Source organism: Psychrobacter sp. DWR1-2-3, assembly GCF_049896465.1.
In the GTDB taxonomy this organism is placed as follows: domain Bacteria; phylum Pseudomonadota; class Gammaproteobacteria; order Pseudomonadales; family Moraxellaceae; genus Psychrobacter; species Psychrobacter maritimus.
Genome location: NZ_JAFCUJ010000002.1, coordinates 462,999 through 476,703, shown reverse-complemented (window position 1 = coordinate 476,703; position 13,705 = coordinate 462,999). Strand labels below are relative to the sequence as shown.

Genomic DNA, 13,705 nt, shown 5'->3' with positions numbered 1-13,705 from the left:
ACTCTCTGTATATTCGTTAATAATAATATACAGAGAGTAATAATGATTTTACAAAACAAGACGTACTGTTTGTTAAGTGTTGACACGAGTAACAATCCCCCAAATATAGCTTTCATCCTATGAATATATAACCCGTTTTATTTTGTCATATCAACTCTCTAAAAATGGATTTTAACTTTGATTTCTCAAATCTAATAAGTCTGTAAGGGAGTACATACCATGAATCGGAATTATAAAGTGATATGGAATGCGTCTTTAAACTGCTTTATGGCAGTTTCTGAGTACGCCAAAGCGCGTGGTAAGTCGTCAAAATCTAGCGTGAGCGCAAACGCTACTATCAATACCACATCCAATCTTTCATCTACAAATGCTTTTCGACTCACCGCTATAGGGCTGGGGTTAATGGCGGCTGGATTTAGTATGCAGGCGATTGCTGTACCTTGCGACGCTAGTACAGAGATAAAATGCGGAATTAATGCTACAACAGGAGGTCTTCATGGCATCGCTATAGGTAAGAATGCCACAGTTTTAGGTAGTCAGGCCATAGCCATTGGTGGCGGTTCAAGTGGTCAAAACACCACTGCTAGTGGAGAGCAGTCTATTGCCATTGGTGCAAACGTTGTCTCATCAGGAGCATCTTCTATCGCCATTGGCGGTGATGACTTAGATGCCGCCTCTAAAACCAACTACGATGGCAGCATATCTACAGGTGCTTTAAATAGTGGTCAAATCAATACGACTTTTCATGAATATGCTGGTCGTGACTTGTTAGAGTCATGGGATGCATATGGCGGACATACTGAAGCGAGTGGAGCTGCCTCTATTGCTATGGGTGCCAAAGCCCGGTCTGCTGGTAATCTAGCAACAGCGATTGGCATACATTCGAGCGCATCCGGTATAGCTTCATCAGCGTTTGGTGTGGGTTCATCCGCAGCAGCAAAAGGCGCACTCGCATTGGGTGCTGGTGCTCAGTCCATCATAGATGATGGCGTGGCTCTAGGTTCAAGGTCAGTGGCTAACGTTGGAGGGGGTGCACTAGGCTTTGCGCCGACAAGTGCCAGTGCCACAGACAAAGATGCTATCACAGCGACTAACAGCACAAGCCTTGGTGCTGTCTCTCTTGGCAATGCTAAAGACGGCACCCGTCAGATCGTCAATCTAGCAGCTGGTACCAATGACAGTGATGCGGTGAACGTGGCGCAACTGAAAAGTGTATCAAATACAGTTACCGCTAACAAAACCAAATACTACAGTGTGAATTCAGGTGCGGTTGGTAATGCTGATAACTTGGGTGCAACCAAACCAAACGCCATGGCTATGGGTGGCAATGCATCAGCGACTGGTGGACAAGCCATCGCCATTGGTAGCGGAGAGAGTGGTCAGAACACCACAGCAAGTGGTGAGCAATCTATCGCCATTGGTGCAAACGTTCAATCAAGTGGTCACTCATCTATCGCCATTGGCGGTGATGATTTAGATGACGCCTCAAAAGTTGGTGGAGTGAATGCATTATTCGACACTTATACAGGCGGCACAGGTGGTCTTGTGACAGTCGGTGATTATAGTGGACACACCAAATCAGATGGTGCTGCCTCTGTTGCCATTGGTGTCAAAGCGCATTCTGAAGGCAATCTCTCTACCGCTGTCGGCGTCCGTTCAAGCTCATTAGGTGATGCTTCTTCTGCCTTTGGTATGGGTTCTTCAGCAAGTAAGAAGGGCTCAGTGGCACTAGGTGCAGGGTCAACTACACTCACTGATGCGACTTACCAAGACAAGCTTACTATTGGCAATAAGGACTATTTCTACGCTGGTGCAACGAATGATAAAGGGGCACAGGTCTCTGTTGGTTCATCGGGACGTGAGCGTCAAATTAAGCATGTCGCTAGTGGTGAGGTGAGTGCCGCCAGTACCGATGCGATTAATGGTAGCCAGTTGCATGCAACCAATGAGTCTGTTAAGGATTTAAGCACTACGGTTGTGGCTAACAAGACACATTACTACAGCGTCAATGATGGCAGCGTGCAACAAGATAACTACAATAACGATGGTGCTACGGGCAATAGCTCACTAGCAGCTGGTGTTAAAGCGACTGCTACGAATAATCGTGCAGTTGCCATGGGTGCCGAAGCTTCAGCCACAGGTTCTGAGTCAACTGCTTTAGGCTCAGCTGCACAAGCGTTTGCTGGTTCAGCTACCGCAGTTGGTTTTGGTGCACGAGCAGATCAGTACGGTGCAACTGCAATGGGTACAAACTCTCGTGCTCAAGGCATGTACAGCACGGCTGTTGGCCAAACGGCTAAAGCTACGGGTGAGAACTCCATTGCTATGGGTAAGGGTACAGAAGCAGATGGTGTAAACAGTATCGCCATCGGTACAGGTAACCAAGTAACTGGCGATAACTCAGGCGCATTTGGTGACCCTAACATTATTAGCGGTACGGATAGCTATGCAATTGGTAATAACAACACCATCGCAGCTAACAAGGCTTTTGTGCTTGGTAATAATGTTACGATTAATGCTGGTGATAATCATTCCATCGCTCTTGGCGAAAGTGCGAAGATCAACGGTGAAGACAGTATTGCAATTGGTCGAGATGCTTCAGCTGCAGCCGGTACCAGAAACGGATTATCAATTGGATTGAAATCGAAGTCTGGCAACCATGCCGTATCCTTGGGTGACCGAGCCTCGTCAGGCAACTACGCGGTAGCGCTTGGCTCTAATTCTACAGCGTCTATTGGCGGTACTGCTATTGGTCAGGCTTCCCATGCCGTCAGTAACGCTACGGCTTTAGGTCGCGGTGCTATTGCAGGGCAGTCAGGTAATGTGGCTCTAGGGAATAGTTCCATTACTGGAGCTCAGCACACTGGAAGTTTTTCTATCAACAATCTACCAGTTGCGGGTTTGAACAGTGGTGCCAAGACAGTATCGGTAGGCGCTGTCGGTGCTGAACGACAAATTCAAAACGTCGCACCTGGTGTCGTGGATGCAACCAGTACGGATGCGATTAATGGTAGCCAGTTGCATGCCACGAACACTCAGGTTAACAAAGGCTTTGGCTTAAAAGCTGCCGATGGTCAAATTGTAATGAAACAACTAGGAGAACAGGTTGAGGTAGTTGGTTCTAATAGTAATATCGATACACGAGTTAACACCGTTAACGGCAAAGTCGAAATTGAGCTCAACAACAATCTAGATTTAGGGAATAACGGTAGTGTTACCACAGGTAACTTATTAAGTGGCACTAATGTTAATCGCCTTGGCATGGTAACAGGTGGATTGCTAACGGGTGGCGTCACTACGGTCAGTGGTGCAGGTGTCACAGTAACAGGTTTAAATCCATTAAACCCCTCTAGTGTAGCTTTGACTAGTAATGGTTTGACCATCCTCAACGGTCCAAGCATCACTAAGAGTGGTGGTGTAGATGCTGGTAGCCGGCAAATCACTAACGTGGCTAGTGGTGGCACAACGCTCACTAACGCGGCCAACATCGGTGATATTCAAAGTACCGTCGCCGCTAACAAGACCAAGTACTACAGTGTCAACTCGACAGGTGGCACCAACGATGACAATCTAGGCGCAACGGGTCAAAACGCCATGGCCATGGGTCGAAACTCAGTCGCCTCAGGCAGTCAAGCCATCTCAATTGGTAGTGGCGCAAGTGGTCAGAAAACCACTGCTAGTGGTGAGCAGTCTATTGCCATTGGTGCAAACGTTGTCTCATCAGGTGCATCCTCTATCGCCATTGGTGGCGATGATCTAGATGCAGCCTCTCAAGCCAATCTCACAGGAGCTGCTAGTGGTACCATCAACGGTGGTAGCGTTAACACCACCTTCAAAGCTTATACTGGTCGTGATTTGGTTGAAACACCGCCGTATCAAGTAAATACTGAATCGGGTGGCGCCGCCTCCATCGCCATGGGTGCAAAAGCACTGTCTCAAGGGGCATTGTCTACCGCCATTGGCGTACAATCTTCCTCAGCCGGTGTTGCATCCTCCGCCTTTGGCATGGGCTCTTCAGCGAGTGCAAAAGGTTCAGTGGCGCTAGGTGCAGGATCGGTGGCTAATGTTGCTGGTGGCGCAGTTGCCTATGTTCCAACAGGCGCAAGTGCAGCAGATGCTACTGCCATCACAAACACTCAAAGCGGTGCAGATTACGGTGCTGTTTCAGTAGGAACCGGCGCTAAAGGTGGCAATCGTCAGATCGTCAATCTAGCCGCTGGTACCAATGACAGTGATGCGGTGAACGTGGCACAACTAAAAGGTGGCGTCTCAAGTGTCGTTGATCTAGGTCTTAACTTTACCGGTGACAACGCAGCGACAACGGTTAATCGCAAACTTGGTGAAAAGCTTACCGTGAAAGGGGGGGCAACCACCCCATTATCGGACAACAACATCGGTGTGGAAGCGACCAGTTCTGGTACCTTAACTGTCAAACTGGCGAAAAATATAGATCTAGGCAAGACTGGTAGTGTGAAAATGGGTACAAGTAGTCCATATGGTCTCGGCCCTGTAACTACGGTTGACCGTTTAGGTATTAGTACCGGTAATTCATTAGCTAGCACTGACGTAAATGGTTTAGGAGTGTTCGTAAATGGTCCATTAGGTATTCCTAGTACTGCTTTGACTATGGATGGTCTTAATATTATTGGTGGTCCAAGTGTTACTAGAAGTGGTGGTGTAGATGCTGGTAGCCGGCAAATCACTAACGTGGCTAGTGGTGGTACAACGCTCACCAATGCGGCCAATATCGGTGATGTTAAGAGTGCAGCTGCCGGGTCTAGAACTGAGGTTGTTAAAGGCACCAACGTAACTAGTGTTGATAAAACAACCGGTTCTAATGGACAAGATATCTACACTGTTAATGCCAATGGCACGACCGCATCAGCAGGTTCAGCTGCGGTAACGGTTACCACTGGTATTAAAGATGCCAACAACGTCACTGACTACAAAGTTGACCTAAGTGACTCTACTAAAACAAGCTTGAGTAGTGCAGATAGCGCCTTACAATCTGTTGTTACTCAGATTGATGGCACTGCTGTTAAAACTATTATTAAGAGCAACAATACTGCCAACTTCCTCAAAGGCGATAACATCATTCTAACGGCACAAGACGGAGGTATCAAAGTTGCGACTGCTCAAGATATGGTACTAAATAGTGTGAAAATGGGTAATACCACAGTTAGTCAGGATGGTATGACCATAGTGGCCCCAACTCTAGCTCGGACAGTCGTACTTAATAGTGCTGGACTTAACAACGGCGGTAATAAGATCACGAATGTTAAAGCGGGTGAGGCAGATACTGATGCTGTTAACGTTGGACAGCTGAATTTGGCCAATACTACCATTGATAAAGGCTTAAACTTTGGTGGTGACAGTGGGACAGATGTCAATCGTAAGCTTGGTCAAAAGCTCACGGTTAAAGGCGGCGATACTATCAATGCTGACCCAGCAACGAAAAATATCAGTGTCACTGCTAATGGTGCTGATACCTTAACTGTCAGATTGGCTAAAGATATTAATCTTGGTAATACAGGCAGCGTTACCACTGGAAATACTCAGGTTAATAATGCAGGTATTACTTTATATAATGGTGATAATGGTCAAGTAGTACTTACTAATAATGGGCTTAACAATGGCAACAACAAAATCACTAATGTTGCTGATGGATTGTTGAGCACTACTAGTAAGGATGCAGTTAACGGTAGTCAGTTGTTTAAGACTAACGAAGACGTTGCCAAAGGTATTAAAATTGGCGATGGCAATAGCGCCAATGATCAACAGTTTGCCTTAGGAGATACCATCAACGTGACGGGTGATAATAATATCACTACCACTGCTTCGGCAACTGGTGTCCAAGTTAAACTGAATAACCAGTTGAACTTAGGCGACGAGGGTCGTATGCAAATGGGTAATAGCATCATGAATAACACCGGCTTCACCTTTGTAGGTAACGAGCCAGGTAGAACCGTTATTCTAGGTGCTGGTGGTCTAAACAACGGTTTCAACAGAATCACAAACGTCGCGGCAGGTATTGAGTTTACTGACGCTGCTACTGTTGGACAGTTAGAGGCTACCACCTTTGCGTTAAGTAAAGGCTGGAATGTCAGCGCTCAAGCTACTAACGCTAGCAAAGTGCTAGCTGGTGATAGCGTTGATCTAAACAACACTGACGGCAATATTACAGTGTCCAAAACAGCAGACAATAATGATGTCAGCTTTAATTTAAACAAAAACCTTGTGGTAGATAGTGTGCAAACAGGTGATAGCACCCTAAACAACGAGGGTTTAACTATCGCAGGAGGACCTAGTATCACTAAAGCTGGCATTGATGCTGCTGATACTAAGATTACAAACGTTGTGAGTGGTGACGTTGCTGCAGATAGTAAAGATGCTATCAATGGTGGTCAGCTCTACGCCCAAGGTATGGGTATCAGCAGTATTATAGGGGGTAACACGACTTATGATCCTGCAACTGGCACCTTTACCAATAACAACATCGGTGGTACTGGCGAAGGTAGTATTGATGGTGCGATTGCTTCTATCAAGCGTGGCGAGGTTGTCATGACTGAAAACATTCAAACCAACACTACAAACATTGCGACGAATACGACAAACATCGCAACCAATACCACCAACATCACCAAAAACACAGCTGATATCGTAACGAATACGACAAACATCGCAACCAATACCACCAACATCAAAGCCAACAAGGATAAAATCGATGCTGGTCTCAACTTTGGAGCCGATAGCGGTGCCGTCATCAATAAACCAATCGGTGATGGTAGTGTACTCAGCTTCAAAGGCGGTAATAACATTAAGACCACCGCTGAAGGCAGTAGCATCAAGTTTGACTTGAACGGTAATATCAATGTTGAAAGCGTGACGACTGGTAATACGACGGTTAATAATAGTGGTGTTACTATTAAAAACGGCCCAAGTATGACAGCCGCTGGCATCTATGCAGGTAATGCCGAAACGGCCCCTAGTATGACGGCTGCCGGTATCAATGCCGCTGGTACTAAGGTGACAAATGTTGCAGATGGCATGGCACCTAGAGACGCTGTGAACTTCGGGCAATTAGACGCTGTTAGCAGAGGTTTGGGTAACATCATCAATGAGCTTGGCTACAAAATTGGCGAAGTCGAAGATGACGCCAATGCGGGTATCTCAGCAGCCATGGCCATGTCTTCATTGCCACAAGCGTTCATCAGCGGTAAACCCATGATAGGTGGTGGTATCGCAACCTATAATGGTGAAAGTGCCGTTGCGATTGGCTTCTCGAAAATGTCTAATGATGGACGTTGGGTGATGAAGCTAAATGGTACAGCGGACACCCAAGGGAACGTAGGTGCTGCAATCGGCGCAGGCTTCCACTTTGACTAATTGGTTAGCCCGATAGTTTAGCTAAATTAAGTTGCCAAGCTAAATAGTCATTGAATCACTAGGTAAAGTAAAATAAGTAAAACAAAAAAAGCAAGGCATCAGATGCCTTGCTTTTTTATGGATGGAAATTATCCTATAAAGTATAGGACACTAATAAAATATAGGATGTTGACTTAAATCAATAAAAACTAACGTTGTGAACTATAGTCAAAATACCCTAAAAACGCTACGGTATTGCTGATATCAATTTTTTGTAGCCTCTGTCTGCGCAGGCACAGCAAGCAAGAAAAATTGATATCAGCAGCGCGAGATGTATCGATATTACTTTTCACTGACTATAAAGGTTGATGACATTAAAGTCTGTATTATCAAATGTCTAACGCACTAAAATAACAGGCGATAGGGTACTAGCGATAATCTCTGTTGTAGTACTACCCAAAAATAAATGCTGGAGCTTAGAGCGTCCATAAGCCCCAACCACAATGATATCAATATTATTTTCAAGCTGAAAACTAAGTAAACCGTTGACCGCGTCAAGCTGTGGCAAATGATGGGATTCTACGCTAAAGCCTGCGGTTCTTAGTTGGATTACAGCCTCTTCAAGGCTTTTTTTAGATGCCTCATTATCATGTCCGATCATCACGATATGACCTTGTAAGCCTTGTAAAAGGTTGCTCTCTGCAAGCATTCGTATGGCTTTAATCGCGGTTTTACTGCCGTCAAACGCCACCATATATGATTGAGGCTCTTGAAATTTCTCTGAACAAATCAACACCGGTACGTTTGAGGCACGGGCAACCGTTTCGATTTGGCTACCGATATTGATGCGGCTGTTTTTATGGTCCTCACCGCGGCGACCCATGACGATAGCACGGTTTTTTTCTTGAAAATGCTCAATCGCTGGCAGCAGCTTACCGCGGCGTTGATAGATACAGACGGTCACGCCTGCAAAGTTACTTTGGATATGGCTTTTTGCATCTTGTACCAACGCATTACTATAGCTGTTTACGACCTTTGCCCTTTGTTTATCGAGCTTTGATAACTCATCGAGCAAAGACTGGCGGCTGTTAATGCCGATGGCTCCTGATAAGTCGCGTCTGACCGATGCTGCCACATCGCTGACGTGCAATAATCCCACCGCTAAATTCAGCTTTTTTGCATACCACGCCGCATAATCGCATACTGACCCAGTCACTGCTGAGCCATCAATACAAGCCAAAACGTGCTCTTCCGTTATCATAATCTGTCCTTAGATTTGCATTTATACTTTGAGAAACAGGTTTATTGATAGAATGCTTTTTTAAGACAGGGTAAGCATCTACTTTTCAATTAAATCGCCAATCATTCATCTTTGACTACCATCTTACCTCAAATCGTATCATTGCAAAATCACAGAGCAATATCTTAAATGGTGCTTTGCTGACATAGATTTGCAGTTTACCGTGCATTTTGTACTTTAAGCGTTTTGAAAAGCTGATCTCAGTGGCAACGTGCATGCTTAGAGCACAGTGTCTATATCGTCGCAACTTCTTATCAACGTTCTGGCAAAGGTATGGCTTGTAAACGATAAAAAATTTAAAGTTAAATAAAATCATTTTAAAGATAGAACAATATTCCATTATGTATCAATTTTTAAACTGCTATAAATGTTAGTGTCTAATCAATAAAATGCTGTCTTAGTATTATTAAACCTTCACTTAATATGAATAATAAACACAATATTTATAATTCTTTCAATCACTTTTTATTTGAAAGTAGCATGTTATTGTCTTGTGTTTTTTATTCATTGATAATGAATAGTTATATGGTTATGTAGAAATCAATCGATTTTTACGCTTACTGTCATTGTTTTTTAAAGATATTATTATGTGAAAAAGCTTTTTTATTCGCTAACTGTTTCAGTTTACTAGCAAAATTAGGTTTATGCGTCAGGTTGAGATTGTATAGCTTGCCGTACTGAGTTGTTAATAGAGACAAACGTCACACTGAATTTTGTATGACTAAACTTGTTTGTATGGCAATTTTAACGATAAATTAATAGGGCGATTTAATCTACAACAGTTATATGAATTCATTATAAATAATAAAAAACGAAAAATAAGCAGCTTCTATTATATAAACAATAAACACTTTATTCAAAAGTCGTTAGAAAAACGAACTTAAATATTTATTTTAATAGTGAACGATTGTCAATAATTAAGTATGAATTTTTAAGTGCTAATATTAAAACATGAGACAATCAACTTGTTTTTTATCGTAAAGTTGTTAATATGCTCTATTGTATTTTATCGTTGGTTCGGTATCAAACGTCTCATTATTTTATTAATCTGAGGGTTTGGTGTTAATAGGGAAGTTACTAGGAAAAAAGGTATGAGTGCAATTAATCACGAAGAGCGCGTCCGTCATGAAGGTTTACGTGAAAAAATCATGTCTGCGGAGCAAGCAGCGACATTTATCTTACATGATATGAATGTTGGAATGAGTGGTTTTACTGGAGCAGGCTATCCAAAAGCCGTCCCATCCGCATTAGCAGAGCGTATCAAAGCTGCCCAAGCGCGTGGCGAAGAGTTCAAAATCGGTTTGTTAACCGGCGCCTCAACTGCCGCAGAATGTGATGGCGTATTGGCTGACGCCAACGGTATCAAGATGCGCACGCCTTATCAGTCAGAACCTGCCCTTCGTAAACAAATCAATACTGGCGAAACGCATTATTTCGATATGCACTTATCGCATGTCGCGCAGCAAAGCACCTTTGGTTTTTATGGTGACATGCATATAGCGGTGGTTGAAGTCGCTGGAATTTTACCAGACGGTCGCCTGATTCCTTCTACCTCTATCGGTAACAATAATGCTTGGTTAGATAATGCTGACCAGATTATCCTTGAAGTAAACAGCCGCCAAAATATTCTGTTAGAAGGCATGCACGATGTTTTTGATGACATCGGTGTACCGCCGTATCGCAAACCGATTCCAATCACCACGCCAGGTGAGCGTGTTGGCTCGCCTTACCTGACCTGTGATTTAGATAAAGTAGTTGCCGTGGTCTTAACAGATTCACCAGACCGCAATAGCAAATTTGCTGATCCTGATGAATGCTCAACCAAAATTGCCGGTTATATCATTGACTTCTTTCATGAAGAAGTAAAAAAAGGTCGCATGCCAGCCAGTTTATTGCCTATCCAGTCGGGTGTCGGTAACGTTGCCAATGCGGTATTGTCAGGATTGCAAGCCAGTCCATTTGAAAATCTAACCGGCTATACCGAAGTATTACAAGACGGTATGTTAGATTTGATTCTGTCAGGCAAAATGACCCAAGCTTCTGCGACTGCCATGTCGTTAAGCCCAGATGCATTAGACCGTTTTAACGCCAATATTGAAGAATTGCGCAAACGCATTATCCTGCGTCCACAAGAAATCACCAACCATCCTGAAGTCTCACGTCGCTTAGGCGTTTTAGCTATCAACGCGATGATTGAGTGTGACCTTTATGGCAACGTCAACTCAACCCACGTCATGGGTACCAACATGATGAATGGTTTGGGCGGCTCTGGTGACTTTGCTCGTAACGCCTTTACCTCAATGTTTGTAAGCCCATCGGTTGCCAAAGGTGGCGCTATCTCGTGCATCACGCCTATGGTGTCACACGTTGACCATACTGAGCATGACGTGATGATTATTGTCACTGAGCAAGGTTTGGCTGACTTGCGTGGTTTATCACCGCGTCAACGCGCACAAAAAATCATTGATAACTGCGCCCATCCTGATTATCGTCCTATGCTGCAAGATTACTATGATCGCGCGGCACAGACTGCTGGTATGCAAACGCCTCATATCTTGAGTGAAGCATTGTCTTGGCATCAACGTTATGTTGAAACCGGTGATATGCGCGTCAAAAAAGGTTTGGCTTTGGCAGTTTAAATGCTTAATTAAATACCTAATTAAAGGTTTAACGCCAGAATCAGCGACATAGCTGATTGCACCATTAAAAACACCGCTTATCTGCTAGCAGACAAGCGGTGTTTTTAATGGTGCTTTTATGATATTTAAAGAGAGATTTAAAAGTAAGGTTTTGTCTTAACGCTCATTACTATTACTACTACTGTTTTTATCATTCGTACTTTCTTGACTGGATAAACGGCGTTTAATAAGTAAACCAATCACAGCGACCACTATCAGTATGCCGATTGCTTTGGAGTAAGGTGCTAACATGCCGGCGACGGCGTCATAGTTTTGACCTAAGTAATAGCCTGCTAAAGCCAATATCGCTGTCCAAATACTAGCCCCTAAAGCCGTCAATGCCAAAAAGGGCAATAGCGCCATTCTATTCATGCCAGCTGGGATAGAAATCAGCGAGCGTACCCCCGGCACCATACGCCCAAAAAACACCGCCATTTTGCCATGTTTATCAAACCATGCATTTGCCGCGGTGATATCAGCAGGCTTTACAAACAGATATTTACCATACTTTTCGGTGAATGCGACCAAACGCCGCTCATCAAATACGCGACCCACATAGTATAAAGGCAGCGCACCCAGCACCGCCCCAAGCGTACCGGCTAATATCACCAGAATAATGCTTAAATCGCCTTTGGCAGCGGCAAAGCCAGCGGCTGGCATAATGACCTCAGAAGGGATCGGCGGAAAGATATTTTCAGCAAACATGGCAAAGATAATGCCAAAGTAACCGAATTTTGCCATGATACCGAGTACCCATGCACTCATTTGATCCATTGTAAAGACTCGCTCAAGGTTGGAATAAAGAAACAATAAATCATACGGGCATTTATCAAAATTATTTGTACTAAATTACGGGCTTAGTATGTATTAAATATTGCTAAAAGTCCGTCATTTAATGCGTTTATCTGAGAGCGGTCTGAGGATAGAGAGTAATCTGTACAGGCTTAGTGTTTTATTTATCTTAATAAATAGTTAATAAAAACACACAAGAAGCTTCTATTTACTACCAAGTTTATGGCATAAGGTCATCTTAATCGTGCTTATTTTAGACTATTCATATTTCATAAAGGTTTTTTAGTACAAAAACCTCATTAGGCGTTTAGTATTTAGAGAGCTATCAAGGAGATTAAGATGAATAAAATAACAGCAAATGTAGGCTTAACCAAAGCGCGGCAGGCGTTATGGATCGTATTGTTTGCCAGTATTGTCGGCGTTACGGCTTGTAGTAATGAGAGAGAGGATGTGGCGGCAGATTCGACCGAAGTGACAGATGAAGTGGCCGTCGACGAGGCGAGTGAAGAAGGCACTGAAGTTGTCGAAACCGGTATGACCGCAGATGGAATGTCGGGTAATGATGGTGAGCAGAAAGCCGATGACACTGTAACCGTCAACGAGAGTAATGCAAATTTAGATCAAACCCCAGCAGATGGCGTGCAGTAAATACTTAAATTACTCAAGCTTTAGACGAACAAGTTTTTAATGTTCAGGTTTTTGATGAGAGTAAATTGTCCAAAAAAAAGAGCTGCAAATTGTTTGCAGCTCTTTTTATTTCAGTTTTAGTAAAATTATAGCCCTTTACAGATAGTATGGTAACTACCGGCTACTAAAGGTAATCGTTTTAGCGCCATTAGTAGATGGCTGGCTGATGGTTACTTTACTGTCTAAGATATCGCCGCGCGCATTGATTTTATAGCATTCTGACGAGCTGCCATTAGGATCGTTATTGAGCAGCAGATTGCCGGAGGTGTCTATACAAAACCATGCGGTATTATTGCTGTCTCTGGTCAAAGACCAATCTTGATTATAAGTGCCTATTTTTTTACGCATACTTCTATCAGCGTAAACGTCTTCAGTAATCAATTTGCTTGATGAGCCAACCGTTGCCATTTTGGGAATGGTTGTGGTCTGATTCGACAGCGAATACTTACCTGAGCTGTCAGTGAAACCATGGAATACCAATGGATTGAGGGTAAAGTAATTAATGGCGACCGATTGATCAGTGACTTGATTATTTACTTTGTTGATGGTATTTACTTCAGCGCCTTGTACTTGTTTATTATTAAATACCATGCTGCCTTTGGGCGTAACTTTGATATCCGCAGAGGCCGTTTGATTGCCGACGGTCGCCACTAGGCTTTGACTGCGAGCTTTAGTATAAATATTGAGCATGGCCGCTTCAACGGGATATTGTGTGACAATGTTGTTTGAATTGCCCGGTGTGGTGCCACCGTTCATACCGCCTGCACAGGCGCTTAATCCTACCGATACCGCGACAAGTAATCCTAATTTTTTCATGATTTATTCCCTCGATTTATTTAACTTCAATTTATGTAATAAGTGATAGACCTATCTACTATAATCG

At 43.6% G+C, this 13,705-nt stretch carries 6 protein-coding genes; 3 read left to right on the top strand and 3 right to left on the bottom strand.

What is annotated here, in order from left to right; all coding sequences use genetic code 11:
- Nucleotides 1–219: 219 nt before the first annotated feature.
- Entirely contained in the window at nt 220–7,386 is a 7,167-nt protein-coding gene (locus tag ACP7AA_RS05160; protein WP_426222821.1) for a YadA-like family protein, read from the top strand.
- Nucleotides 7,387–7,762: 376 nt separating this feature from the next.
- Here the strand turns inward: ACP7AA_RS05160 and ACP7AA_RS05155 are convergent, their stop codons facing one another.
- Nucleotides 7,763–8,626 carry a universal stress protein gene (locus ACP7AA_RS05155; protein WP_426222820.1) on the bottom strand — a complete coding sequence of 288 codons (864 nt, stop codon included), beginning with the start codon at nt 8,624–8,626 and terminating at the stop codon, nt 7,763–7,765.
- A 1,130-nt stretch (nt 8,627–9,756) separates the two neighbouring features.
- Between ACP7AA_RS05155 and ACP7AA_RS05150 the strand changes: the two genes are divergently transcribed.
- Nucleotides 9,757–11,304: an acetyl-CoA hydrolase/transferase family protein gene (locus tag ACP7AA_RS05150; protein ID WP_426222819.1), complete on the top strand. Its 1,548-nt coding sequence runs from the start codon at nt 9,757–9,759 to the stop codon at nt 11,302–11,304.
- Nucleotides 11,305–11,460: 156 nt separating this feature from the next.
- Here ACP7AA_RS05150 and ACP7AA_RS05145 read toward each other — a convergent pair whose 3' ends face one another.
- On the bottom strand, nt 11,461–12,117 hold the full coding sequence (locus ACP7AA_RS05145) for a DedA family protein (RefSeq protein ID WP_426222818.1): 657 nt from the start codon (nt 12,115–12,117) through the stop codon (nt 11,461–11,463).
- Between the two features lie 357 nt (nt 12,118–12,474).
- On the opposite strand from ACP7AA_RS05145, the gene ACP7AA_RS05140 reads away from it, so the two are divergent.
- Nucleotides 12,475–12,783, top strand: coding sequence for a hypothetical protein (locus ACP7AA_RS05140; protein WP_426222817.1), 309 nt, complete (start codon nt 12,475–12,477; stop codon nt 12,781–12,783).
- Between the two features lie 153 nt (nt 12,784–12,936).
- Here ACP7AA_RS05140 and ACP7AA_RS05135 read toward each other — a convergent pair whose 3' ends face one another.
- On the bottom strand, nt 12,937–13,638 hold the full coding sequence (locus ACP7AA_RS05135; protein ID WP_426222816.1) for a hypothetical protein: 702 nt from the start codon (nt 13,636–13,638) through the stop codon (nt 12,937–12,939).
- Between the last annotated feature and the right edge of the window lie 67 nt (nt 13,639–13,705).